This window comes from Janthinobacterium sp. HH106, assembly GCF_001758725.1.
Lineage (GTDB): Bacteria > Pseudomonadota > Gammaproteobacteria > Burkholderiales > Burkholderiaceae_D > Janthinobacterium.
Genome location: NZ_LRIC01000051.1, coordinates 187648 through 213549, shown reverse-complemented (window position 1 = coordinate 213549; position 25902 = coordinate 187648). Strand labels below are relative to the sequence as shown.

The 25902-nt window shown below is 57.8% G+C and carries 21 protein-coding genes and 2 tRNA genes; 11 read left to right on the top strand and 12 right to left on the bottom strand.

Annotation, left to right across the window (positions count from 1 at the left end; translation table 11 throughout):
* Nucleotides 1-989: 989 nt before the first annotated feature.
* Genes JAB8_RS20435 through JAB8_RS20425 form a run of 3 tightly spaced genes read left to right on the top strand, consistent with a single transcriptional unit; the run spans nucleotide 990 to nucleotide 3231 of the window.
* Nucleotides 990-1574, top strand: coding sequence for a hypothetical protein (locus tag JAB8_RS20435; RefSeq protein WP_070291182.1), 585 nt, complete (start codon nucleotides 990-992; stop codon nucleotides 1572-1574).
* Nucleotides 1571-2716 carry an ImmA/IrrE family metallo-endopeptidase gene (locus tag JAB8_RS20430; protein WP_070291181.1) on the top strand — a complete coding sequence of 382 codons (1146 nt, stop codon included), beginning with the start codon at nucleotides 1571-1573 and terminating at the stop codon, nucleotides 2714-2716. Before JAB8_RS20435 ends, JAB8_RS20430 begins: the two co-directional genes overlap by 4 nt.
* Nucleotides 2713-3231 carry a hypothetical protein gene (locus JAB8_RS20425; protein ID WP_070291180.1) on the top strand — a complete coding sequence of 173 codons (519 nt, stop codon included), beginning with the start codon at nucleotides 2713-2715 and terminating at the stop codon, nucleotides 3229-3231. The genes JAB8_RS20430 and JAB8_RS20425 overlap by 4 nt, the downstream gene beginning before the upstream one ends.
* On the opposite strand, the gene JAB8_RS20420 is transcribed toward JAB8_RS20425, so the two are convergent.
* A complete protein-coding gene (locus JAB8_RS20420; protein ID WP_233516270.1) occupies nucleotides 3205-4362 on the bottom strand; it encodes a hypothetical protein in 1158 nt (385 codons plus the stop codon). The two genes, JAB8_RS20425 and JAB8_RS20420, sit on opposite strands and share 27 nt — an antisense overlap.
* Before the next feature lie 164 nt (nucleotides 4363-4526).
* Between JAB8_RS20420 and JAB8_RS20415 the strand changes: the two genes are divergently transcribed.
* Nucleotides 4527-6266, top strand: a complete 1740-nt coding sequence (locus JAB8_RS20415; protein WP_217494233.1) for an AAA family ATPase — start codon at nucleotides 4527-4529, stop codon at nucleotides 6264-6266.
* A complete protein-coding gene (locus tag JAB8_RS20410; RefSeq protein ID WP_070291178.1) occupies nucleotides 6259-7656 on the top strand; it encodes a UvrD-helicase domain-containing protein in 1398 nt (465 codons plus the stop codon). Before JAB8_RS20415 ends, JAB8_RS20410 begins: the two co-directional genes overlap by 8 nt.
* A 112-nt stretch (nucleotides 7657-7768) precedes the next feature.
* On the opposite strand, the gene JAB8_RS20405 is transcribed toward JAB8_RS20410, so the two are convergent.
* Together JAB8_RS20405 and JAB8_RS20400 are read right to left on the bottom strand one after the other, a co-directional pair.
* Nucleotides 7769-8488: a hypothetical protein gene (locus JAB8_RS20405; protein ID WP_070291177.1), complete on the bottom strand. Its 720-nt coding sequence runs from the start codon at nucleotides 8486-8488 to the stop codon at nucleotides 7769-7771.
* Nucleotides 8489-8852: 364 nt separating this feature from the next.
* On the bottom strand, nucleotides 8853-9857 hold the full coding sequence (locus JAB8_RS20400; protein WP_139143106.1) for a hypothetical protein: 1005 nt from the start codon (nucleotides 9855-9857) through the stop codon (nucleotides 8853-8855).
* Nucleotides 9858-10301: 444 nt separating this feature from the next.
* On the opposite strand from JAB8_RS20400, the gene JAB8_RS20390 reads away from it, so the two are divergent.
* Nucleotides 10302-11225: an AAA family ATPase gene (locus JAB8_RS20390; protein ID WP_343216108.1), complete on the top strand. Its 924-nt coding sequence runs from the start codon at nucleotides 10302-10304 to the stop codon at nucleotides 11223-11225.
* A gap of 169 nt (nucleotides 11226-11394) precedes the next feature.
* Here the strand turns inward: JAB8_RS20390 and JAB8_RS20385 are convergent, their stop codons facing one another.
* The 6 genes from JAB8_RS20385 to acs all read right to left on the bottom strand — a co-directional run bounded on the left by JAB8_RS20385 (nucleotide 11395) and on the right by acs (nucleotide 18118).
* Nucleotides 11395-11595: an AlpA family transcriptional regulator gene (locus JAB8_RS20385; protein ID WP_070291173.1), complete on the bottom strand. Its 201-nt coding sequence runs from the start codon at nucleotides 11593-11595 to the stop codon at nucleotides 11395-11397.
* A gap of 136 nt (nucleotides 11596-11731) precedes the next feature.
* Entirely contained in the window at nucleotides 11732-12598 is an 867-nt protein-coding gene (locus JAB8_RS20380) for a phage integrase N-terminal domain-containing protein (RefSeq protein ID WP_070291172.1), read from the bottom strand.
* A gap of 997 nt (nucleotides 12599-13595) precedes the next feature.
* Entirely contained in the window at nucleotides 13596-14234 is a 639-nt protein-coding gene (locus JAB8_RS20375; protein WP_175445221.1) for a DUF4102 domain-containing protein, read from the bottom strand.
* Nucleotides 14227-15537, bottom strand: a complete 1311-nt coding sequence (locus tag JAB8_RS20370; protein ID WP_070291170.1) for an integrase arm-type DNA-binding domain-containing protein — start codon at nucleotides 15535-15537, stop codon at nucleotides 14227-14229. The genes JAB8_RS20375 and JAB8_RS20370 overlap by 8 nt, the downstream gene beginning before the upstream one ends.
* A 231-nt stretch (nucleotides 15538-15768) precedes the next feature.
* A tRNA-Ser gene (locus JAB8_RS20365) sits at nucleotides 15769-15859 on the bottom strand.
* Nucleotides 15860-16111: 252 nt separating this feature from the next.
* A complete protein-coding gene (gene acs, locus JAB8_RS20360) occupies nucleotides 16112-18118 on the bottom strand; it encodes an acetate--CoA ligase (protein ID WP_070291169.1) in 2007 nt (668 codons plus the stop codon).
* A 294-nt stretch (nucleotides 18119-18412) separates the two neighbouring features.
* Here acs and JAB8_RS20355 point away from each other — a divergent pair, with 294 nt between their 5' ends.
* From JAB8_RS20355 to JAB8_RS20340, 4 genes are all read left to right on the top strand, one after another.
* Nucleotides 18413-19027: a YqhA family protein gene (locus JAB8_RS20355; RefSeq protein ID WP_070291168.1), complete on the top strand. Its 615-nt coding sequence runs from the start codon at nucleotides 18413-18415 to the stop codon at nucleotides 19025-19027.
* A 78-nt stretch (nucleotides 19028-19105) separates the two neighbouring features.
* Entirely contained in the window at nucleotides 19106-20647 is a 1542-nt protein-coding gene (locus JAB8_RS20350) for a fumarate hydratase (RefSeq protein ID WP_070291167.1), read from the top strand.
* Nucleotides 20648-20714: 67 nt separating this feature from the next.
* The gene (gene murI / locus JAB8_RS20345; RefSeq protein ID WP_070291166.1) at nucleotides 20715-21560 is read left to right on the top strand and encodes a glutamate racemase; all 846 of its coding nucleotides are present in this window, start codon (nucleotides 20715-20717) and stop codon (nucleotides 21558-21560) included.
* 133 nt (nucleotides 21561-21693) lie between these two features.
* Nucleotides 21694-21769 (top strand) — tRNA-His (locus JAB8_RS20340).
* A gap of 82 nt (nucleotides 21770-21851) precedes the next feature.
* Here JAB8_RS20340 and JAB8_RS20335 read toward each other — a convergent pair.
* The 3 genes from JAB8_RS20335 to JAB8_RS29580 all read right to left on the bottom strand — a co-directional run bounded on the left by JAB8_RS20335 (nucleotide 21852) and on the right by JAB8_RS29580 (nucleotide 23300).
* On the bottom strand, nucleotides 21852-22286 hold the full coding sequence (locus tag JAB8_RS20335; protein WP_343216109.1) for an STY0301 family protein: 435 nt from the start codon (nucleotides 22284-22286) through the stop codon (nucleotides 21852-21854).
* A gap of 29 nt (nucleotides 22287-22315) precedes the next feature.
* Nucleotides 22316-22702: a BPSL0067 family protein gene (locus JAB8_RS20330; RefSeq protein ID WP_070291164.1), complete on the bottom strand. Its 387-nt coding sequence runs from the start codon at nucleotides 22700-22702 to the stop codon at nucleotides 22316-22318.
* 151 nt (nucleotides 22703-22853) lie between these two features.
* Entirely contained in the window at nucleotides 22854-23300 is a 447-nt protein-coding gene (locus JAB8_RS29580; RefSeq protein WP_162995554.1) for a response regulator, read from the bottom strand.
* 287 nt (nucleotides 23301-23587) lie between these two features.
* Between JAB8_RS29580 and JAB8_RS20320 the strand changes: the two genes are divergently transcribed.
* Nucleotides 23588-25693, top strand: a complete 2106-nt coding sequence (locus JAB8_RS20320; RefSeq protein ID WP_070291163.1) for a TonB-dependent siderophore receptor — start codon at nucleotides 23588-23590, stop codon at nucleotides 25691-25693.
* Nucleotides 25694-25902 lie beyond the last annotated feature (209 nt).

Here is a 25902-nt window from a genome sequence, read left to right as displayed (position 1 = left end):
CGCAATCGCGCCATTTGAGAGCAGGGAAAAATACGGGCTCAAGAAGATCCTTTTATTCCGCCTTATAGTGAGGATGGGGAACCAGCATTTTTGGCAAAATGGTCTGAAGCAGAGACAGCGATACAGGTCGTCGGCCGGACCTGCATTTCGTTACTGTCCAATACCTTTAAACTGTACCTCAACACGTGGAGTGCGCAGTTAGGCATCCAAGACAAAGGCAAAAAGGGAGAGAGCCCCTTGGATCGATTTCGTCGTGTCCTTTCGATACACGGGGTCCATCTCAACTGGGTTGAATGTCCCGCCGACGCTGGAATCATTGAGCAGATGATATTTGCCCGCAATCGCGAGCAACATCGAGAAATGATAGGGACACTTTCGATTCAGCACGACCAAAATACGTTGGACAAATATCCGAGGCCCTTGTTCATCAATCCGGAAGAGCTAAGATGGTTGCTTCCGTCCAACGATGATTGGAATGGAGGCTATTTGATAAACCCATCACTGCACATAACCCGGCAGTCGCTGGAAGAAGCCATATGTGCAGTCGAAATATTGGCCGCCTGGCTAGAACCGAAACTTGTTCACGCTAAGTACGCAAACTGAAGCTTTAAGGATGCCAATGTCGGGCAGCATAACGGACCAAGGCACCTTCTTGTCGATATTGAGTGGCCTTCTGGTCCCAAATGGTTTCGCGACACCTCGACATTGGCGGTCACCAGTCTGGAACTTCAAGCGCGTTTCCCCGTATCCCAAATGGCATCTGCGAGTACGGCATTAATCTCATTCAGGCGACTATCGGACAAATCCAAGTGTTCACTCCACCCGGATGTTGACCTGACGGCGCTGCTCCGTTTCCCGGCAACTAGGTGAGAAATATCCCAAGCTAAATATGCCCATGTAGCCAATAGACAACTTTCTCGACGGCTTGCTTGCAATATTTTGAATACTGTTCAAAATAACAGCACTTATTCGTTAAAGTGAGAGATGCCATGTCCAGCTACATTTTCATTTCGCCAGGTTCTGATCCGGGCATGGGGCGGCCGCTGGCGGACCCGATTTTGCGCGCCGGCGCCAGGCCCACCATGGGGACTTGCCGACCTGACCTGCGCCGATTGGTGAAACTGGGCGACCATATCTTTGTCATCAGCGGCAGCATGGGAAAGCGTGTCAATCAGTATGTCATTGGCGGTCTTGAAATTGACAGCAAGCTCGAAGACCAGATCGCGGCCTTTGATGCGTTTCCTGAGAACCGCCTGACCTTCGATGAGTCCGGCCAGAGGCATGGCAACATCATCGTTACCGCCGAAGGGTTGCATGACCCGCGCGATAGCCACGGGAATTTTGACAAGCGGATCAGAAATTACTTGGTCGGGAAAAATCCGGTGGCATTGGAGACTCCGCGAGAGATTGAACTTGGCCGCGAGCGATCGGTCTCAATACTGTCGAATGTCTTTGACAAGCCCGAGGCCACCACAATCCGACAAATCATCGGGCGATTCAGAAAGCTTTCAGATGACCAAGCCTACCGCATCAGGTCCGCCCTCGACGATCTCAAACGGGAGGCGCGATCGTGATTAGCATCGCAGAGCATCTATCGAGCCGTCGCATGACTTGGGATGCTGCTGCAAAAAAATCCGGCCTGTCGTCCGAGCGGCTGCGGCAGGTCGACTCTGGCGCCCAGGCCACGCTCGGAGAAATGAGGCTGATCGCAAAGGTGCTCCGCGTTCCCCTGTCGGCGTTCACTGAGCAAGCTCCCCCAGAGCCCATCAAAATGCTTTTTCGGCAGACCCTCGCGCAACAGGACGTCGCCAAGCAGACGTCCGTTGAGCTGCTTTCGGCTCAAATCAGGGACGTGCTGGCTTTCGCATCGGACCTGCCCACTGATTTGCGCTGGTTGGACGCGTTTCGGGGAATGGACCCCAGAACCTCATCAGCGGAAAGCTTCGCCACCGTTTTTAGGAAGCTCTTCTCGCGGGCCGACGCTCTCGAACCGCTGCAGAACCTCTCGCAGATCGCAGCTGAACTTGGCATTTTCATTCTTTTTTGTCGCGACTCCACCATCGAGGGCGTCTCCGCCATCGTTGACAACCGAGCGTTCATTTTCGTTGGCGCAAGAACTTTTGCTCCCCGAATGCTGTTCACGCTTGGTCACGAGCTCGGCCATCTCGTCGCTCATCATTCGCGGGCCGGCGAGAATTTCGCTCTTTTCGACTCCGAGGTCGATGGCAACACCATCGAGGGTGTGTCGGGCAGGGAGGAGGAGAAATTCGCTGACGCTTTCGCCTCCTCGCTGCTTCTTCCCAAGGAGGGAGTCATACGCTTCCTAAGCGCAGTCAGGTCCGAACTACAAAGCACCGGCCCGCTAGGAGACATCGAAATTCTTTGGTTGGCCAGGTTCTACAATCTCGGCTTCGAAGTCACCGCTAGGCGATGCGAGCAACTCGGCTTGCTCCCACGAAACGGAGCCAGAGCGCTCTATCAGAAACTCACTGCTGAATTTGGAAACCCCGAAAAGCGGGCAGATGCTTTGGAGCTGCCGCCGAGGGATCAACTTCGAATCGATCCGTCTCCCGTTTTGCTTCGGCATGCCGTGAAAAAAATTAGATCCGGTTCGATGTCGATGGGCAAAGCCGCAGAGTTGCTCAACATGCCCGCCACTGTCCTATTCGCCGCCCACGAAAGCTTTTCCTCCCCGAGCAGAGGCTACTTGGCGTGATCATAATCATCGACGCCTCAACGCTGATCAACCTCGTCAACGGCGAAGTGCTGTTGCGCGTCTTCCATTTGCCTGGGACGCGTTTTTTGATCAGCGGCATGGTCGTCGACGAATCGAAGACGATCGCATCGGTTGTAAAGGGCGCCATCAAGGCCGGCTTCTTAGATCTCTTGGATGGCGAAATAATCTCCATGTCGGATTTCACCAAAGCAAAGGCGGAATTGAACTTGGGCGATGGAGAGACAGAGTGCATCTTGGCGGCAGAGGCCATTCCTTGCCACTTCGCATGCGACGATAGGGCCGCGCGGAACTGCGCCAAGAAGCGGCTCGACTCCGCCAAGGTGATGGGCTCTATTGGGCTGTTGCAGATGACGGTTAAGGCGGCCGTTCTGAGGTCGGACGAGGCAATGGCCGCTTACACAAAGATGATCGCCCATGGCGGATACCTTCCGCCATTGCCGTCCGATCATTTTAACGAGTTTGCCGGCCTAGATTGTCTCAGGTCGCAAACCTAGCGAGTCATTGCGCAGGGGGTTCGGCGAGTTTGAAGCCAATTGGGCTCTCAGCGCGACAAACGGGTTGCAGATGGTTTTTTTCAGCTGTCCCTTTGTTTTGAACATGGCGCCGCATCCGTGGCAAACATGTTCGACGTGGGGAGTATAGGCGTCTGCCCCAGAATCGAAATGTTCCATCGAACATGCCGGACAGCAGATTGATATAATCCTCCCGTCCAGGTGCGGCATCGCGCTCTGCGCCATATATGTCCGAACATGCTCGGCGTTGAGTTCCCTGCCATCGATCGTCACTTTGGAATAAGTATTGTCGATCTGCGGGACGGCGGCGTCGAGCGACTTGAAGCAATGGAGATGAACGCCGGTCTCCTCCGGCTTGTCGGAGGTCCAAAGGATGGCGGCATTCGAGCCCCATATTTGAATGCCTCCGGGGAAATCGCGCTGATCTATCTGAATTTCTCGCGGCGCCGGAATCTGAACGGAAGGCCCCTTCTCGATCATCATCTTCAAATAGGCCACCGGGTTTCCAACCCCGGGAACCTTGTCCGAAAACTGCTTTCCGCAACCGTGGCATTGATGGCGCTGATGATAGTGCACCGCGAACCAATCGCGATCCAAGTGCGCAAATCCACAATGCCCACACTCCACGGGAATCGTCTTGAATCCGAATACCCCCGACACCATAAAATTAATCGCATCGATCTCGTCGACCTCCGTCCAGCTTCCCGATATCAAATCCCTCGCCAACGGTATCCTCAGCTTTCGATAAGTCCAGTCAATCATTTTCTCGCCATCGAGATCATATCGAGCATGCACGTGGATGCCACGGTCGACTGGCTTCACGGTCGTGTCGAACACCGACGGCACTGAGCCCCACAAGGCCACGCCCCCGGGAAACTCGCTCAGATTCAAATCAAGCGTGTCCTCTTTGCTGATCGGTTCATCGTCCGCCGCGACACATTTCTCCGCTGGCTTGCCGTATTTTGCGGTGGCGTTGGCATGATGTTCGACACACCAGTATCGTGTTCCGCCATCGCGCCGCTTGCCAACACTTACGATCTCACACTGTTGGCCGGTGTAGGCGCGCTTATAGGCCTCGGGATGAAGATTGCCAGCCTCGTCGTCATCGTTCATATGGTCATTCCTTCCCATCGCGATTCTCCAAATGCCAACTCCACAATTCCGTCGACCTGGAGCGCACCGATGGACTCTAAAAATTCCAGGCATTTTCAACAGTCCTTGCCGATTGTCATCAATATAAACTACTATTGTTTATAAAGAAACATCGGCGAAATCCATTGAAAGCAGCCATGCAGATCAGGCATCTCAAAATCAATAATTTTCGCGGCGTATCCCGCATGCTCTGGACTCCGCGCGATCCCTTTTGCTGCCTCATTGGCGCAGGCGACTCTGGCAAATCCACGATCTTGGACGCGGCCGAGGCAGCACTGAACTCCAGATGGTTCTCATTTTCGGAATCTGACTTTTTCGCGTGCGATACAAGCAACACTATCGAAATAGAAGTGACGGTCGGCGAACTGTCGAAGGCACTCAAATCCGATGAGCGCTTCGGTCTATATATTCGCGGCTGGACAGAAGAAGGAGCGCTGCGCGACGAACCGGAAGACGGTGACGAGGCCGTGCTCACCGTCCGGCTCACTGTCGACGCCACGCTTGAGCCTGTATGGGAGATGGTTTGCGACCGTATGGAGACGCCCCGGACGATTTCCAATCGCGACCGCGCTCTTTTCGGTTTGGTGCGGCTCGCAGGCGACGACGCCCGCCATTTGGCATGGGGACAAGGGTCCGTGCTTTCGCGTCTCACCGGCGACAACAGCGAAGCGGCGGCGCGACTGTCCGAGGCATATCGGGCGGCTCGCGACAGCGCGCAACTCGACCAGATCAAATCGCTGGCCGACACAGCCGCCGCCGCCGAGCGCCACGCCAAAGCGTTGGGCGCCTATGTCGATGGAGCATACCAGCCCGGTTTGGAGCTGGGACGCTCGGGCCTCTCATCGGGATCGATCGCGTTGCACGATGACGGTGTTCCGTTGCGCTTGGCAGGGTTGGGCACGCGCCGCTTGGCGACCTTGGGCATCCAACGGTCAGCCATTACCGAAGGCGCGATCATCCTCATCGACGAGATCGAGCACGGCCTCGAGCCCCACCGGATCATCGGCGCCATATCTCAACTCAAGTCAGATCAGGATAGCGCCATGGTGTTCGGAGATCCAATTGGCCAAGTCCTGATGACAACCCACTCCGACATCGCGTTGGGCGAAACCGGCGGCTCTGGACTTTATGTAGTCAACATGTCCCGCCCTGGTCGCCAAACCATTCTACTTTCACCTGGAACGCCCGATCCGATCAATGCCCTGCTCCGCCACACGCCGCGCGCGATGTTCGCACGGCGCATTCTCGTTACCGAGGGCATGACCGAGGTGGGCATGATGACGGGCATCCGTGAGAAATGGCCGCCGCGCCATAAGAACAAGCCGATCGAGCAGCTCGGCGCCGCAATCACCGATGGCAATGGAAATCAAGCCTGCGCGCTCGCGTTGGCGTTGGCGAACCTTGGCTATCCCACCGCGCTCTTCCGCGACTCCGACGTCGCTCTAAATGCCGACAACATCGCGGACTTGGAGAATGCCGATGTGCCAGTATTTGAATATGGGGACATGCTCAACACGGAGCAAGCCATATTCAGCGTGGCCAACGATGACGCAGTGCAGGCTTTGCTAGGCTACGCCAGGCTGCAGCGAGGAGACGATACAGTCAACGACAACTTGGCTGCGAAGATCCCGGGCCTTGACCGCACCAACGCCGGCATCGATTTTGGCGAGTGGGAAGATACATTCGGAAAGTCAGGCCAGGAGCTGCGCGAGATCATCGCCGAGGTCACGTCGCGCAAGAAATGGTTCAAGGATCAACGCATTGGCCGGGGACTGGCTCCGCATGCTTGGGGCATCGCCGTCGCCAATCCCGAGTCTCCTCTCGCAAAGACGTTGGCGGCCGTCGAGGCTTGGCTGTATGCCTGAGCCGGTCGAACTGGCAGCCATGAAGATCGGCGCTGTCGTGGCGCCGGCCGGGCATGGAAAAACAGAAATCATCGCCAAGGTCGCGGCGTTGGGCCGGCGCGCCTTGATCCTGACGCACACCCATGCGGGCGTGCATGCCATACGCAGCCGCCTAAAGCGGCTGGGCATCTCCCATCATGCGATGGCGGTCGACACCATCGCTGGCTGGTGCATGCGGTATGCCAACGCCTTTCCTGGAGTGGCAAAGCCACCGGAAGGCATGCCAAAGAATGGAGGCGAATGGGATCAGCTTTATCGCGGGACCATTTTGGCGCTCATGGTGCAAGCGGTGCGGGACGTCGTTGCCTCCTCATACGACAAGATCCTGATCGACGAGTATCAAGACTGCAATTTGTTGCAGCATGAGCTCGCCGTCGCCTTATCGGACATCGTCCCTACGCTCATCTTTGGCGATCCGATGCAGGGGATTTTCGAGTTTGCCGGCGCCACGCTGAGCTGGGAAGGCCAAATCCATGGGAGCTTTCCCTTTGCCGGAAGTTTGGAAACTCCGCACCGCTGGAACGAAAAGAATCCTGAGTTGGGCATTTGGATCGCGGAGACTCGTGAAAAGCTCATGGCGGGCGAGCCCATCGATCTGGCCGATGGCCCCATCACATTCCGGCAAACGGACGATGTCTTTGACATGGGCCTGTTCTTCGATGGCATCGACGCCAGGGACGGCACGCAGGCCGCCATCCATTGCAGGAAAGGGACCTGCTACCAATTGGCTAGAGCGACCAGTGGTGGCTTCCAAGCCATCGAAGAAATGGCGGCCGGTAGGCTGCAAAGCTTCGCCGAGGCTTGGGATTCGTCGCCAGACAACGCCGGACGACTGGCCGCAGTCAAAAGTTTGATCAACGAATGCGTCCACAAAAAACAAGCCAAGGAAGGAGATGCGCCCGATCTCGAAGACGAAGCCGTCGCCGCAGAAATGAACGCCATCGCCAAAACGCTCGGCGATGGAACTGGAGCGGTGTCGCTGAGGAAGTTGTTCGGATTGGCGCGCAAGCGTTCACTCTGGAGAATCTTCCGCGGTGAAATCTGGCGAGATACAGAGCGAGCGATCGCCGAACTGGAATCTAGTCGCTGCGAAACCATGGCCGAGGCCGCCGCCAATATTCGACAACGAATGACCAATTCAGGCAGGCGCTTGCCAACTCGAACAGTCTCCACGCCACTCCTGCTGAAAGGGCTGGAATTTGATCATGTTGTAATCCCGAACGCAGCACATTTCGCGAACGAGGACACCGCCCAAGCAAAGCTTTTCTACGTGGCGATCTCACGAGCAACAAGAACACTAACGATCGCGTCCTCCAATCGGCTCTTGAAATTTCCTAAGCCAAAAGTTTGATTAAGGCGACTTTAAAATGAGAGTTGGTAAAAAAATAGTCTCTACGCAAAGGCCGCCGTTCGCATAGGCCCGGACGTCCCAGACAAGAGGCTCGATTATTGCGCAGGCCCTGCTAGATAGCCTTCTCTGAGGGCCTTTTTGCTTTCTCTTCCTTGATTCTTTTGTGGAGCGAAACCAATGTATTGTAGATAGCACGCTGCGCGCCATCTTCATCAATATATCGAGCTTCCTCAAAGTAGGTCCCTTGCTTCACCATTTTCTTGAATAGTTCATCGCGTTGCGACTCCGGGATGCCAGCCTGCTCACATAATTCATCGAACGGGCTTGACGCTCCAGTGAGCGCAACGATTTCCGAGCCTCGCAATGGCGCTTCAAGCATCACCTCCCCTTGCCCATCTGTAAAGTTGAAAAGGGCGTAGGCATGCTCACCAGACCGATCGCGGTAGGACTCGGCGGCAATCCGAAAAGCCTCACACTCCCAAAGGGCAGACACGTTCAATACAACCTCGGATGGTTCCGGACGATGTCGAAAAATCGCGCCCGAGACAGCCCCCGGCATGAACTTTCCGTTGAAGCGCTCAGCAAACTGACGTTTTGTCGTCCAGCTTACCAAACCTTCACCCTTGCTATCCGCCAAGATAATCTCGGCCAGCTCGCCCTTGTGGAGGAATCGCTTCCGATAGCAGACCTCAGCAACCGACCTGAACTCCATGGGCAGTTGCGCCGCGCATGACTGAAGGTTCGCTGCGAGCGTTGAGCGCAGGACCCTGTCATCGCGCCAGCCTTTTTGCCAGGCGCCCAATGCATCGAAGAGTTTGTCGGTGAAGGTCATCGAATTCCTTAATAAAAAGCGTTGTATGAAGCGGACGGCCCAACGACGTAGGCCGGCCAATGAAGCAATCCAGCATTCGGCAAATTTAAAATATGCGTTCACGAAATATCGCCGGGTGGCCCCTGAACAAAATCTAGCTGGATTGAGGTCAGCGATTGCTTTCGGCTTGCCACGGCGATGCTGGCAAAGGTCTTGCAAGAACTACGCAGCCAGCAAGAGACTATCACTAGAGCAGATCACGGCAGGCAGAGCGGGCAGAGTCAATCGTCATGGCTGCTCATGGTGTTCAACAAAATTTGTGAAGGACGCTCATCACATCGGAGGCGTGTCCAAAGTCGCCGCGATGGTGAAACAGCCCTCGAAACTACGTTTCCGTGTCGGCTGCAGGCACGTTGACGGCAGGCGACCTAAAGGCAACCGTTCCATCCTGATTACGAGGCTTTTCAAATTTTGGATTGTTGAGAACTATCACCCGATATCCCATCCTCTCCGGCGATTCATCAACAATTTGATATTTGCTGCCAACCACACGTTGCATATAGGGGATAGTGTCGAACTCACTCAAACTGATATTGAGCTCGCCGGGAATGAGCAAGCAAGCTGTTGAGGTGATATATTCAATTTGGTTTTTTTGGCTTCGCAAAACGCAGTGGACGTTCGCCAATCCGTTGTGCGAGCGAAAGGACTCGATAACGAAAAACTCCTTGGCCTGGACAGGAGCAGCCAACTGGTTCATAGCGTCCGGAGGATAAAACGTTCCATCTGGCTGATGGATGCCAATGATGAAATCCACGCCATAACAATCCCGGTAGCGTTGATTGTCATTGTAAGTATGGGCAAGGGCACGAATAGCAATCAACGAGACGCCATTTTCCAATGTCCTTCGAAGCTCGGCTAGAATTTTTTCGGAGTGGTCGACACGAACTGCGACCAATGGGCCGACCACAATCGGGACTCCCGTTTGGCCTTTGCTGACGATGCCGCCAACCATTGATGCCGCCGCCGGGAAAGCCCCCCAGCAAACATCCAAATAAATCACAAGATTTTCCGGAAGTGTTTTGAAATGGTCTCTGAATAAGTCTAGGCTGATCCTTTCGCCATTTCCAGCGATTAACTCGGTTCCTGTCCTCTCCTCTCCGTGCGCGCGTATGACCAACAAGTTGACCACGTTCTCCGCCGAATCATGCGCCTCTTTCCCGAATAAGTGGCGAACGGCCTGCGTGAGCGCCGGACCAAATTGAGCGCTTCCTTCAAAGGAAAAGCGCGCGTTCATTTCGTCGCTTGTTTTCCTCGGACGACCTTTTGGTTCAAAGTCCTTCTGTTCGACAATTGCGCACCGTATCATTTTGACCCTTTCTGGATTGAACATCACTACGACTGACTCAACGCATGGCTGAGCAGCTCGTGCAGAAACTTGCAGCAATCCGCGCCCTCCGGCGCTCCAACGAAGACCATGCATCGGTCATCGTCGTCCATTCGTGCTTTGGCCCCGTCCAAGGCAGCTTGCTTCTTGGTAGCCAATGTGCGGCGCTCAATAATTGTTGCGCAAAAGCACGACTATAAACTACTATTGTTTAAAAATAAATTTAAACTTCATGCCTCGCGTGACACGCTCGCGATGCTATCGCAGGCAATGAACACACTAAGGAGCAGCATGGCGTCTTCGAAGCGAGATTTCGAGCAGTTCGTGGCATGGCTCCATCGGCCAGAAACACAAGCCCCGCAAGACGTTCGCCGCTTGGCCAACCTTGCGCTCAGCCAGTTTGATGGCCTGGCGCAGACATAGCGCCAACGCAGTCAGCGCTCCCTCTATTTGGTCGACTACGCGCGCAAATCGTGGGCGCAGACACCCGACGGGCCACCGGACATCCAACAAGCGGTAGCCGATGGCGCATGGCCGTGGCGCCGATTGCGGAGCTTGACGCTCGGCCCGTTCCGAGGCTTCCGAACGCCCGAACCGTTCGACCTTCAAAAGAGAGTGATCCTATTCTATGGGCCCAACGGGAGTGGCAAAACCAGCTTCTGCGAAGGCTTGGAATATGCCCTGTTGGGCTCAGTGGAGGAAGCAGACACCAAACGCATCGAAGCTCGCGTCTACTTGACCAATACGCACGCGCGCCGATTCGATCCGCCAGCTCTTCGAGCGACCAGCCACGATAATCGAGAGGTGCCCGTCGCAGCCAACATTGACACCTTCCGATTCTGCTTCATAGAGAAAAATCGCATCGACGCGTTCTCCCGAATAGCGGCCAAGCCACCGGGCCAACGGACGGAGTTGATCGCCACGCTATTCGGCATGGAGAAATTCAACGAGTTCGTGGGCCATTTCAACGAGTCCATCGACCAGCAACTCACGCTGACCGGCGCCAAGCAACTTGCGTTGACGGGAAAACGAACCGCTCTGGCCTCCGACCAAGCCACGGTCAATGGCGAGGCGCAAACCTTGCTGGACCTGGCGAACGATGAGGAAGCGCTCGCTCTTACACATTCCGAGGGAACGACTTACGCCGGACTCAAAGCGCTCATTGGACCGGCCGATGCGCCAGGCCGTCTGCAGGAGCTGGAAGGCATCCTCAACGCCGTGTCGCCCGCTGTCGTTGGTTTGACGCGCCTGGGGCTTTTAAATGGCTTTGAAGCGGCCCGCACGGAGCAAGCCGCGCTCGATGGCGTCGCCGCCAAGCTCCAAGCCCGCAGCAGCCACCGCCAGGGTCAGGTCCGCCATTCGGACACAGACTGATGCATTGGACGCCGTAAAAGCATACTCAGTAGATACCTAATTAGAACCACGAACGCGCGGTGCTGCCGCGCAGCGGTAGCAGTTGGACGATTCGGGGAGGGCCGGTAGGCCCACCCCGTGACGTTTTACGAGGTGGGGCGCTTCTAATCCAGCCACTATTAACTCCCACTCAAGCAACTCCCCGCCTAGCGTCAATACAGCGCTGTTGCCATTGAGCGATCTCCTCTGCGTCCCAGGCGATGGACTTGGGGCCGATGGGAATTGGTGCTGGCAAGATGCCTGCCTTCACCTTGCGCCAGATTGTGGCGCGGGACCAGCCTGTGGCCTCGATGACCGCAGGCAAGCGGAGGAATTTTTTGGTCGTGGTCATAAGATTCTCCTTCGATTGATGAACAGCAAACAATGGAGAGTCATGCCGACTCTCCGCGATCATTCCGGCAGCGCCAGGGCTGCACCCCGTACATATCTTCAGCTCCATGCGCTGCGACCCTGATACAAGCGGGCGGTCATCTGCCCAGATAGATGGAAGTGACCTGTTCACGGCCATGCCCCATCTCCACCGAAATCTTCATCCGCGCAGATTGATCTGCGAGTTTTTGCGAAGCATCCAGCTGCCTCGACGCCGGGCCGCCACTGGCTGGACTAGGTCGGCCAGTCAGCTCGGCATAGCGCCGCTGCGCGTACTCATGGCGCAGCCCATGCACACCATGGATGCCAGCCTTGTCGCACTGCGCACGAAAACGGTTCAACTGGTCCCGATACCGCAACTGCGCTGGAATCAAGCTGCCTTTGCCCGCCAGCGCCTTGGCCGCTTCCAGCACGGCGCGCTGCTGCATGGTGACAATCGGCACCTCACGATACTTTCCGCCTTTGGTCCAGCTATCCTTCAGCCGCAGAATGCTCCCGCCATCGGCCCATCCCGGCTTGATCTTGATACTTTCCTCGCGCCGCAAACCAAACGCTGCCTGCAACTGCAGGGACATGCGCGTATACGGATCATTCACGCGGGCCAGGGTATCGGCGTCGAGCACCTTCGCCTTCGAGACATTGGTGACAAACACCCGCTCCGCGATGCCGTATTCGCCGTTGGTGCGCGCAATGATGTTCTCCTTGCCGATCTTCTCGGCCCACCAGCGCAGGGCGCTCATGCGATTCTTGATCGTTCCGGTACTGACGCCATCCTGCTTCCACTTGTCGAGCAGCGCCGCCACATGCTTCGGTTTCAGACTGTCCACGCTCATATGCTGGAAGCCCCGTTCCGCTAGGTCGTTGGCGCACAGGTTTAATAAGCGCTCGCGGTCAGCCTGCGTCGCGAAACTGCCGTCCCGGTTGCGGTGACACAGTTGCTTGAGCTGATAGTTCAGGTCGCGCATGGCAAAGTCATCCCTTCGATCTTTGGTTTCCACATCGATGCTGCGTGGTGTAATCCTGTCTGGTAAGTGTTTCTGGCCACCCTCACTGCCTCGGCAGAAAAGGTTGAATCAAGGGCCTCGGGACACCACTCCCGTGTATGCGGTTGCTGTTACTGCCTGCCCGCGCCGCATGCGCGTGTGGCACCGCTGCGCGCTCCCGGAGGGAGCCGCCGCAGCGGGGACCAATCACCCAGGGTCCATGGAGTGCACATCGTGCACGGATCAACTTCTACTAATCAGCCCGTAGCGGGCAAAGGACATCGCAGGGCTTGCCTGCGATGCGGGGCGCCTGGCCCCGTCACTGAACAACATCACGCGGTGGAATTCCGCTTGCCGCCTGGGCCTATGCCGTCGGCGGCGCGTCGTCACTGGCAGCGCGCCGCCAGTAACGACGCGCGCACGTAGCCATGGCATGTGACGGCATACATGCCAGCATCGCACTCGCGGTGACGATACTGGCGACTCTGAAGCGCACGCGCTGGCGGCAACCGCGATGGCATCGCATCGCTGGCATTTCTGCTGACGGTGCGGCTTGCGGTAGAGCCATGCTGTGCTTCATACGGTGCGCTACCTCGCGGGCATGCGAACCAATCGGGGCAGGAGTCTTGCTCCTGTTTGAGGAAGCGCCCATCGGGCGCAATCGTCCAGGCAATCCGTCTTACGGATTGTGGGATATGAAGACGCTGAAGGCAGCGCTTTATCGTGCCGAGATGTGCATGCTTCTGCATGGCCCGGCGATCTGTCCAGCAAAAACTGCTAAGTATCATGGTGGCGGGTGACGACCGCAACGCCTATGCCGCTAAGCATAGGGACATGCTCGATGCATGCCCTCGTGGGAGCGATTCCCACATAAGAGAGCTTCATTCTATGCCTGATATCGACGTTTGCAAGTGGTTCGTTTCGTCAAGTGCGCTTTTCGTAGTACGCAGAATTGGGACCCGGTCAAAGACTCCTATAGCTACTGCATGTTGTCGCCCTGGCGACGTACCCGCCTCCTTGACTCCTTCATCGCACTAACCAATTGGTCCATGCTCATACCGTTACGTAAATAACTGGCAGCGAGCGCCGTCGCGACACCCTCCAGCTGACGGGAGACGACCTGCAAACCAGCCTGTTCAATTTGCCGAATGGCTGCTTGCTGGATACTGTGCTGTGCTTCACTGATGGAAATGCGCTGCAATGCCGGAAATAAGGCGGTTTCGAGGTGACGGATAGCGAGCAGGGTCGCCCGCAGAACACTGGTCTGCACATGGCCCCACTCCGGCTCATCGAATATTTCGTCGATTGGAATAGGCTTTGGCAGTGGATGCAATTTTTCTCGATTGAATTCTGTGCTCGGGTCCTGCTTCCGCTCCAGCATCTGATGCGCTGCAAGCCTGTGTTCGCGGGCTTTGGCGATGGAGACTTCGGGATACCGGCCAAAAGTCAGAACGCTTTCACCACCGCCTTGCTGGCGATACTTCATGCGCCAGATCTTGCTGCCGCTGGGCTGCACTTCGATGTACAGACCAGCCCCATCGGATAGTTTATATAATTTGTCCTTCGGAGCAGCTTGCTTGATAAGCGCATCCGTGAGGCGCAATACATACTTAGACATGGTGCCCTCCTGTTCCGCCATCCCGGCTGAATTCGCCGCTGACCAGCGTTAATCTGGGCGTCTGCGGCGGCGCTCCCTTGCCGCTGACTGCATCGATGTAGTCGGCCCAATCCTGCATCATCTTGCGCCGTTCCGCCAGGAACTGCGCCCGGTCATAGGCGCTGGCCACCTTATCCTTCGGTGCATGTGCCAGTTGCCGGTCCACGACTTCATGCCGGTAGCCCAGGCGCTCCTTGATGGTGCTCATGGCCAGCGCCCGGAAGCCATGGCCGGTCATCTTGCCCTTGTATCCCATGCGTCCAAGCGCCACCAGTATCGTGTTATTGCTGATCGGCTTTTCGTGGTCGCGCTGATTCGGGAACAGGTACTTGCTGCGGCCCGTGATCGCGTGCAGTTCGCGCAGCAGCTCCAGCGCCTGGCGCGACAGGCAGACGTGATGGTTGGTCATGTCAGGATTGACGGTCAGCTTGCCGCGCTTCATGCGTTGCCATGGAATGATCCACTCGCCGCGCTCCAGGTCGATTTCACTCCAGGGCGTCTCGATCAACTCGCTGGTGCGCACAAAGCACAGCAGCATCAGCCGCAGCGCAATGCGCGTCGGTGCGAACATGCGTGCTTCGTTGCGGTCCAGAATGGCCAGGAACTGCGGTAGCTCGTCGGCGTTGATGGCGGCGAAGTGTCCGGCGCGGACAGTCTTCAACACATCCTTCATATCGGTGACCAGATTGCGCTCTGTGAATCCGCATTGAATTGCGTAGCTGAAAATTGACGCACATACGGCTCTCAGACGATGGGCGACTTCGCTTGCGCCGCGCTCCTCGATCTTGCGCAGCGCGGCAATCAGATCGCGGTGCTTTATCTCATCGATCGGCATGCGGCCGATGGCTGGAAAGATGTCCGCTTGCAGGCGCTGGATGGTGTTCTTGGCTGTGCGTTCGCTCCAGGTCGGCACTTTGTTGCCGTGCCACTCGCGCGCGATTTTTTCGAACGTGTTGGACGCCTTATCCTTTGCCAAGCGTTTGGCGTCGTCACGATGCTTGGCGGGGTCGATTCCTTGCAGCAGCAGGCGGCGTGTCGCCAGGCGCTTTTCTCGTGCGTCCTGCAAGGTGATTTCCGGGTAAGGACCGAATGTCAGCGTATTCTCTTTGCCGTTGGCCTGCCGGAACTTGAACCGCCAGATGCGGGAGCCGGTTGGCGCGACGACGAGGTACATGCCGTCACCATCGAACATTTTGTATGGCCGCTCGCGTGGCTTGGCGTTGCGGATGAGTAAATCTGTCAGCGGAGCAATGATCTTTGGCATGGCAAACCTCCTGCGCGGCATGCTGTAAAGATCAATATAGTCGTTTTTTTGAATTTTTGGGGCAAGCGGCAATGGCTGAGTACGAGAAGCCCCCAAACTTGCGCCTACTTGAGGTGGATATCCTGGGACGCTGCGCAACGTCCAGAAACGAAAAAACCGCTTAGAATCAAGGCTCTAAGCGGTTTTTGAGGAACGTCCTGAGACGTCCTGATCTTACTTAATTACTATCCGTGGCGGAGAGAGGGGGATTCGAACCCCCGATAGGCTATGAACCTATACACGCTTTCCAGGCGTGCGACTTCAACCACTCATCCACCTCTCCTGCAGGCAATGCGTCTACTTGCTCGCATTGCGTACTATTTCTCGCTTGTCGCGAAGCCGCAGATTATAGCAAAGATTCTACGGACTGCCAAAGTTATTTACCGTGGGGTAAAACATTCAGGCATCGAAAGTAAACCCGGAAGGACTAGAGTCGGACCCTGAGGGGCCGACCCTAGATGTTGATTTGGGTTTCGACTACCCAAGCATCATCGGCATAATTGGAACGCCCGACCCCAGTTGTTGCTTGGGGCCGTTACGACGCTTCCTTCAACTGATCCAGAATCGCCGGGTTTTCCAGCGTCGACACGTCTTGCGTGATCGTCTCGCCCTTGGCCAGCACGCGCAGCAGGCGGCGCATGATTTTGCCGGAGCGGGTTTTTGGCAGGTTGTCGCCGAAACGGATTTCCTTCGGCTTCGCAATCGGGCCGATTTCCTTGCCGACCCAGTTGCGCAGCTCCAGGGCCAGCTTCTTCGCTTCTTCGCCCGTCGGACGCGCTTGCTTGAGCACCACGAAGGCGCAGATCGATTCGCCGGTCGTGTCGTCCGGACGGCCCACCACGGCCGCTTCGGCCACCAGCGGGTTGGCCACCAGGGCCGATTCGATTTCCATCGTGCCCATGCGGTGGCCCGACACGTTCAAGACGTCATCGATGCGGCCCGTGATCGTGAAGTAGCCGGTGTCCTTGTTGCGGATGGCGCCGTCGCCTGCCAGGTACATCTTGCCGCCCAGTTCTTCCGGGAAATAGCTGGACTTGAAACGCTCGGGGTTGTTCCAGATCGTGCGGATCATCGATGGCCATGGGCGTTTTACCACCAAAATACCGCCCTGGCCGTTCGGTACGTCCTGGCCCGCTTCGTCGACGATGGCGGCCATGATGCCTGGCAATGGCAGGGTGCAGGAACCGGGGACCATCGGCGTGGCGCCCGGCAATGGCGTGATCATGTGGCCACCCGTTTCCGTTTGCCAGAAGGTATCGACGATCGGGCATTTCTCGCCGCCGATATGCTTGTAGTACCACATCCACGCTTCCGGATTGATCGGCTCGCCAACCGTGCCCAGCAGGCGCAGGCTCGTCAGGTCGTAGTTGCTTGGGTGGACTTTCGGGTCCACGTCGGCCGCCTTGATCAGCGAACGGATGGCCGTGGGGGCGGTGTAGAAAATGCTGACGTTGTGTTTCTTGATGGTTTCCCAGAAACGGCCCGCGTTCGGGTAGGTCGGGATGCCTTCGAACACCACTTGCGTGGCGCCCACGGCCATCGGGCCGTACGCGATGTAGCTGTGGCCCGTCACCCAGCCGATGTCGGCCGTGCACCAGAACACGTCGTCGGGCTTGATGTCGAAACTCCACTTCATCGTCAGCGCGGCCCACAGCAGGTAGCCGCCGCTCGAATGCTGCACGCCCTTCGGCGTGCCCGTCGAACCGGAGGTGTACAAGATAAACAGTGGATGCTCGGCATCGACCCATTCCGGTTCGCATTGTGCCGACTGGCCTTCGACCAGGTCGTGCAGCCACGTGTCGCGGCCAGCCACCATCGGCAGGTCGCTGCCCGTGCGTTGATACACGATGACGTTTTTCACGGAGTCGCAGCCGCCCAGCGCCAGCGCTTCGTCGACGATGGATTTCAGTGGCAGCTTTTTGCCGCCGCGCAATTGCTCGTCGCCCGTGATGACGGCCACGGCACCCGCGTCGATGATGCGTTCCTGCAAGGACTTGGCCGAGAAGCCGCCGAACACGACGGAATGGGTGGCGCCGATGCGCGCGCAGGCTTGCATGGCGGCCACGCCTTCGACGGACATCGACATATAGATGATGACGCGGTCGCCCTTGGCGATGCCTTTGGATTTCAGGCCGTTGGCGAACTTGCAGACTTTTTCGTGCAGTTCTTTATAGGTTGCCTTGGTAACGGTGCCGTCGTCCGCTTCAAAGATGATGGCCGTCTTGTCGCCCAGGCCATTTTCGATGTTGCGGTCCAGGCAGTTGTAGGACACGTTCAGCTGGCCGTCTTCGAACCATTTGTAGAACGGGGCGTTGTCTTCGTTCAGGGTGCGGGTGAACGGCTTTTTCCAGCTCAGGTTCTCGCGCGCCAGCTTGGCCCAGAAGCCTTCGTAGTCGCGTTCGGCATCGGCCACCATGGCGCGGTAGGCGTCCATGCCGGAAATCGTTGCCTGTGCGGCAAACGCTGCCGACGGTTCAAATACGCGCGACTCTTCCGGTCCCTGCTGCTCGGTGCCCTGCCCTTGGTTCTCTATAGCGGCCATGCTAGTCTCCAGTGTAGTAATTGTTTATTAACACAATATTCCTGCTGTCTTACGGACGCCTTACATGCAGCGTTTTCCCCGATCCATTCTAACCATAATCGCCACCGGCGACGGGCGTCAAGCGCGCGCCGCCCAGCATTCTGGATGGAAAAACTGATAACAAGTCAATTAGTTGGCGTCGCTTTGTGTTTCATCAAGCCCAAGAATCCAAATCGAGGGCATGCGCAGTGATCAGCAGCAAGTGTAAAATGTCGGGCATACCAAAAATTGGTATTTACCCCCAGGAAACTCCAGATGATCGACCACTTACAAAAGCCCAAACATAGCAAACTGCATCCCCTGTCCGCCTTCATCTTCATGTCGCGCTGGCTGCAGCTGCCGCTGTACCTGGGTTTGATCCTTGCCCAATGCGTCTACGTATTTCATTTCTGGGTGGAACTGTCGGACCTGATCGGCGCCGTGTTCGGCAATGATGCGGCCCTGCAGCACGTCTTGACGGCCGTGGCCGTACCGGGCGGCGCCCTGCCGACCAAGCTCAATGAAGCGACCATCATGCTGGTGGTCTTGGGCCTGATCGACGTGGTCATGATCTCGAATCTGTTGATCATGGTCATCATCGGCGGCTACGAAACGTTCGTGTCGCGCATGCACCTGGACGACCATCCGGACCAGCCGGAATGGCTGTCGCATGTGAATGCGTCCGTGCTGAAGACGAAGCTGGCGATGGCCATCATCGGCATCTCGTCCATCCACCTGCTGAAGACGTTTATCAACGCCAACTCGTACAAGATCGAAGTGATCATCGCGCAAACGGTGATCCACATGGTCTTCATCCTGTCGGCGATGGCGATTGCGTACACGGACCGCATCATGACCGTCACGCAAAATCAAGCCAGAGCGCCCCACTAAGTTCTGGCGCTCCCATACTGATTAGCAAACAGCAAACAGCATCAAAGTCTTACCCTTCTTATCCACCGCGAGAACACCATGACTGTCATAAAGCAAGAAGACCTGATCGAATCCGTCGCCGCAGCGTTGCAGTACATTAGCTACTACCACCCTGCTGATTACATCGAGCACCTGGCGCGCGCCTATGCGGCCGAGCAAAGCCCGGCGGCAAAAGATGCGATCGCGCAAATCCTGACCAACTCGCGCATGTGCGCGGAAGGCAAGCGTCCTATCTGCCAGGACACGGGTATCGTCAACGTCTTCCTGAAAATCGGCATGGGCGTGCGCTTCGAAGGTTTCAGCGGCACCGTCACCGACGCCGTCAACGAAGGCGTGCGCCGCGCGTACAACTTCGACGACAACAAGCTGCGCGGCTCCATCGTGGCCGACCCGCATTTCGACCGCAAGAACACCAAGGACAACACGCCAGCCGTGGTGCACATGGAACTGGTCGAAGGCAATACCGTCGACGTGAAAGTCGCTGCCAAGGGCGGCGGCTCGGAAAACAAATCGAAGATGATCATGATGAACCCGTCCGATTCGCTGGTGGACTGGGTCATGAAGACGGTGCCGACCATGGGCGCCGGCTGGTGCCCGCCCGGCATGCTGGGCATCGGCATCGGCGGCACGGCCGAAAAAGCCATGCTGATGGCAAAAGAAGTGTTGATGGAAGACATCGACATGTTTGAGCTGAAGCAACGCGGCCCGCAGAACAAGCTGGAAGAACTGCGCATCGAGCTGTGCGACAAGATCAACTCGCTGGGCATCGGCGCGCAAGGCCTGGGCGGCCTGACGACCGTGCTCGACGTCAAAATCATGATGCACCCGACGCACGCCGCGTCGAAGCCTGTCGCCATGATCCCGAACTGCGCCGCCACGCGCCACGGCCACTTCGTGCTGGACGGCTCCGGCCCTGCCTACATGACGCCGCCATCGCTGTCGTCGTGGCCGGAAGTGCACTGGACGCCGGACACGGAAAAATCCAAGCGCGTCGACCTGAACACCCTGACGAAAGAAGAAGTCGCTTCGTGGACGCCGGGCCAGACCTTGCTGTTGAACGGCAAGATGCTGACGGGCCGCGACGCCGCGCACAAACGCATCCAGGACATGCTGGCCCGTGGCGAAGAATTGCCGGTCGATTTTAAAAACCGCGTGATCTACTACGTGGGGCCAGTCGACCCAGTGCGCGACGAAGCCGTCGGCCCGGCCGGTCCGACGACCGCCACGCGCATGGACAAGTTCACCGACATGATGCTGGAAAAGACGGGCCTGATCGCCATGATCGGCAAGGCCGAACGCGGCCCGGTCGCCATCGAATCGATCCAGAAACACCAGTCGGCCTATTTGATGGCCGTGGGCGGCGCCGCCTACCTGGTGTCGAAAGCCATCAAGCACGCCAAGGTGCTGGGCTTTGCCGACATGGGCATGGAAGCGATCTACGAATTCGACGTGGTCGACATGCCGGTGACGGTGGCCGTCGATGCGAAAGGCACGTCGGTGCACAACACGGGCCCGAAAGAATGGCAGGCGAAGATCGAGCAACTCAATAGCGTCAGCAAGATTCCCGTGACGGTTGCTTAAACAAGCTCTACCATAGACGCCGCGCGGCAACACCAGCGCGGCGTTTTTTTATCTTCTTCGGCTTTATATGACTTCTATTGCAAGCACTGCCCGCCCAGACGCGCCCATCGGCATCTTTGACTCCGGCGTGGGCGGCCTGTCGGTGCTGCGCCATATCCGCGCGCAGCTGCCGCAGGAAGATTTGATTTACTTTGCCGATTCCGCCTACGCGCCGTATGGCGACAAGACGGAACAGCAAGTGATCGACCGTTCGCTGGCGATCACCGCCTTCTTGTTGCAGCAAGGCGCGAAAGCACTGGTGGTGGCGTGCAACACGGCCACCATCGCCGCCATCAAGGCGCTACGCGCGCGCTACCCCGACCTGCCCATCGTCGGCGTCGAACCGGGCTTGAAACCGGCGGCCGCCATCAGCCGCAACGGCAAGATCGCCGTGCTGGCCACGGAACGCGCCTTGCGCGGCGACAAGCTGCTGGCCCTGCGCGAGCAGGTGAGCGCAGCCACAAGCGCCACGTTCATCTTGCAGCCCTGCATCGGCCTGGCCGACCGCATCGAGCAGTGCGAGCTGGGCAACGACCCGCTCGACGCCACCAGCGCCATGCTGGAACGCTACATCGCGCCCATGCTGGAACAAGGCGTCGACACCCTCGTGCTCGGCTGTACGCACTACCCCTTCGTGCAGGACGCCATCGCACGCACGGTGCGCGCGCATACGCAGGAAACGATCACCCTGGTCGACACGGGCGAAGCCGTGGCGCGTCAGCTGGCCCGCTTGCTCGACGCTGCCAGCCTGCGCCGCACCGGCAACGATGCGCCCCAGCTGCAGGGCTACACGACGGCCAAGGTCGAATCCCTGGCGCAAGCCTTCGCCGGCTTGCTGGACTTGCACCCGCCTGTCGAACACCTGTCCGTATGAGGGAAAACAGGCGTTTTCATGCAATCTTTCGATTCTTTAAAAAAGACTGCATTTAGATTTGCCACTTTGCCGAGTTCTTTGTATAATTCGGCACCTGTTCAGCAAAACAGCTAAACAGGCAAGTAAGACAGTGGTGGCTGTAGCTCAGTTGGTAGAGTCCAGGATTGTGATTCCTGTTGTCGTGGGTTCGAGCCCCATCAGCCACCCCACAGAATAAAGAAGAGCCCGGTTTTCGAACCGGGCTTTTTCTATTTCAGAGCAGGTTTTTATGGCGTAAATCAAACACCATGACTATCTGCACAGGATGGCGATGTTGCGCTCACCGACATGCTCACCTTGCCGATAAGTAAAAGTACAGCTGTCGATACTGTCGTCGAGCCGCATCGCCAAAGTCAGCTGACCCGTGCCGCCGTAACGACAGGCCAGCCATTTCCCGTCCGGAAACTTGCCATCGAGCCGATAAGTATCTACCCAACCTTTTTTCAAGCGCTTTTGCCGGAAGTCCGACAGCTCACCCAACTGCTCCGGTGGCCCGTTCATCGGCGCCGCCGCATGCAGGTAAAGTGGCGAACCGACATAGCTGGTCCAGCCTTGCGGTACATCGGCAAGCTGCAGCGAGCCCTGGGAAATCGACACTGGGCAGGCAACGGGCGCGGCGCTGGCTGTCGATTGCAGGCACGATATGGCCAGCAGTGCCATTGCAGGCCAGCAGGTCCGTGCTGCCATTGTCGTTTTTGAGTATGCCATGACCAACCTCATTCAATCACGGAAAATGCATCGGCGTTATCGCTGGCGTGGATGTAATTACCGCGCTTGTCCTTGCCTTGCGAGCGTATCAGCCGCACCGAAATTTCGGTCTTGCCGTCGGCTTTCCATTGGTCTGCAATATAGATCCCGCCTATCGCCTGGCCGATGAACAAGGCGGCATGATTGCCATGTGGTCGGTTCGGGTAACGCCCCCTGACAAATGTGGCGATCGCGGTTCCCGGTTTGATGATGGCGTTCCCCAACACCGCTTCGCCCTCGCGCCAGTTTGCCGTGACTGGCGCGCGAGCATAGTACTGCACCAAAGCGACGCAGTGGCGACTACCGACAACGGGCCTGCCTTTCAACTCGGCGACATTGGAATAAATATAGGGCATGAATCATCTCCTTGAGATAGATGTCATGCCACTCTATGCCGGATCAGGGACGGCGCTTTTAAGCAAGCACAACTGTTTTTCCAATCCCAGGCGCATTCTTGCAAAAAAGCCGGCATGCAGCCGGCCCTCTTCGTCTTTTACTGCAGGATACCTATCCCGCCAGCACCGACTGCACCGTCGTCGCCAGGTCGTCCAGACGCACGGGCTTGACGAGGAAGTGGCGGAAGCCCACGGCCAGCGCGTCGTCCATGTACATGGGCAGGCTGTGGCCGGTGACGGCGATCAGCACGGCGTTGGCCGTCTCGGGATTGTGGTGCAGGCGGCGGCCGATTTCGATGCCGCTGATGCCGGGCATTTCGATGTCGAGGTAGACGGCATCGGGCACGCACAGCTTGACTTGCTCGACGGCCATCTGCCAGTTGCGCACCACCACCGCATGGTGGCCCAGCGCTTCGAGCAGCATGGCCAGCGATTCGCCCACTTCCTGGTTGTCGTCGACCACCAGCAGATTCAATTTGCGCGCAGCACTTGCCGGCTGGTCGCCCTGGCGGCGTTCCACGGAGGAATCGCCTGGTGTCGTTTCAGTTGTCTGGCTCATTGTACGTTCACGTCTGACGGCTGCAAAAGCGGCAGTATACAAGAAGCACGCAAAATGCCGCCGCACCCCAGCAATGGTGCCAAGCGGCAATCCAAACTCCTTCCTGTACCGCGCCAGCAACACTTCCCGCCTTTCTCCAGGCAAAGCCCATGCTACGCAGTTTGCGCAATTGACGGATAAAATGAGAATCATTATCATTCTTATCCCCTTGCGCCGGATGTCCACGCCACGATGTTGTCGCGCCGCCCGATTGCCCGCGCAAACATTGTCATTACGGAGATCCATGCATGGCTGCCACACCTGTCACACTGCCCTTTTCGCTGCGCCCGTGCGCGCTGGCCATCGCCCTCGCCTGCCTGGGCGCCCCGCTTGCCGCGCAGGCGCAGGACGCCAATAGCGCCGACAATGCCGGTCCCATCCTGGAATCGATTCAGGTCAGCAGCAACTTGCTGGGCACCAGCATGGCCGCCAGCACGAAGAATTTCGCGGGCGCCCGCACCGTGGTGCAAAAGGACGACATCGAGAACTCGGGCGCATCCAGCCTCAGCGACGTGATGCGCCGCATTCCCGGCGTGCAGATCAGCGACAATTCGGGCAGCGCGGGCAGTGCCATTTCGCTCAACATCGGCGTGCGCGGACTGGCCGGGCGCTATTCGCCGCGCAGCACGGTGTTACTTGACGGCATTCCGATGTCGGTCGCGCCGTATGGCCAGCCGCAACTGTCGTTCGCGCCCGTCAGCCTGGCCAATGTCGAGACGGTCGACGTGGTGCGCGGCGGCGGCGCCGTGCGCTTCGGCCCGCAAAACGTGGGCGGCATCATCAACTTCAAGACGCGCCGCGTGCCCACCGCGCCAGGCATCACGGGCGACGCCACCGTGCGCTACAACTCTTACAGCGAAGTGGGCCACAACACGCAGGCCAGCGTCTTTGCCGGTACCCAGCTCGACAGCGGCCTGGGCCTGGCGGTGCTGTATTCCGGCATCCGCGGCAGCGACTGGCGCGTGGGCAGCGATGAAAAAGTCAACGACTTCGCCCTGAAATTCCGCTACGACCTGAGCCCCACGGCCGAGGTGTACGGCAAGCTGTCCTACTACGACGTGACGTCGCGCACGCCGGGCGGCCTGACTGCTGCGCAATACAAGCAGGACCCGTTCCAGAACACGCGCCCCACCGACTTCTGGAGCGGCGAGCGCAAGGCCTTCGACATCGGCTACCTGAATGCTATTTCGAACACGCAGGAATTCGAAGTGCGCGCCTACTACAACAAGAGCTCGCGCGAAAGCACCCTGATCAGCGGAAAAAACCTGGGCCACCAGCCGCGCAACTATGAAACGACGGCCATCGAGCCGCGCTACACGCAGCGCTTTATCACCGGCAAGGTCACACAGGACGTCACCGTCGGATACCGCTACCTGGCCGAGCGCGCCGACGAAGCCATCTACAACGTGGTCATCGCCAGCGGCGTGCAACAAAAGCCGACGCGCTTTGCCGACAATGCCACCGATGCGCAGGCCGTGTATATCGATGACAAGATCGCCATCGACGCGTGGCGCATCACGCCGGGCGTACGCTACGAGCACATCAAGACGGAACGCTTCAACCATTTGCCGGTCGACCAGAAGATCGAACTGCTCAACAACAAGGCCCTGCCCTCGCTGAACGTCGCCTACTTGCTCAATAACAACGTGACCCTGTTCGGCAACTACAACAGCTCGTTTGGCGCCGTGCAAAATACGCAGCTCAATGCGCAGTCGAGCAAGAACCCGCTGCAACCGGAACTGGCGAAAACAGCCGAGCTGGGCGCGCGCTGGAAGAGCGCCCAGCTGTCGGCCGAAGCGACCTTGTTCAACATCAAGTTCGACAACCAGATCCAGTCCGTGGGCAGCGGCGAGAACGTCGTCTTCTACAACGTGGGCGCCACGCACCACCGCGGCCTGGAAACGGCCGTCGACTACCGCTTCGACAAGTCCGGCCCGCTGGCCGGCTTGAACGCCTATGCCACCTACACCTACACCAAGGCGACCTTGCAGGATGGTGCGAACGCGGGCAACGAGGTGCCCTTCTATTCGCGCACCACGGATACCGTCGGCGCCCACTATCAGCTGGGCGCTTGGGGCTTCGACCTGTCGAGCAGCCACCAGAGCCGCCAGTTCGCCGACGAGGCGAATACCGTGGCGGAAAACACGGCCGGCAGCCTGGGCGTGATTCCCGGCTTCCGTACCTGGAACACGCAAGTGAAATGGACAGTGCCGGGCCAGAAGGGCCTGGAACTGGTCGCCGGCGTCAACAACCTCGCCGACAAGCGCTACTTCACGCGCACCTCGGATGGCAACCTGGGCAAGCTGGTGGGCGCGCCGCGCATGGTCTACCTGCAGGGCCGCCTGGCGTTCTGATGCCTGCGCACGCAGGTGCCTATCAAATCGATATGCCGCTGCGCACGGCAGTTACCTGAAAAAACCTGCATCGTTGTTGTTACGATGCAGGTTTTTTTACGTCCCGATGTCACAAAAATACCGTGACGCAAGTAACTCCAAGCTTGCGTTCGCCTTGGAGCTTCACAGCAATTCATTCACCATAGAAATTAATTTCCATGTAGACACAA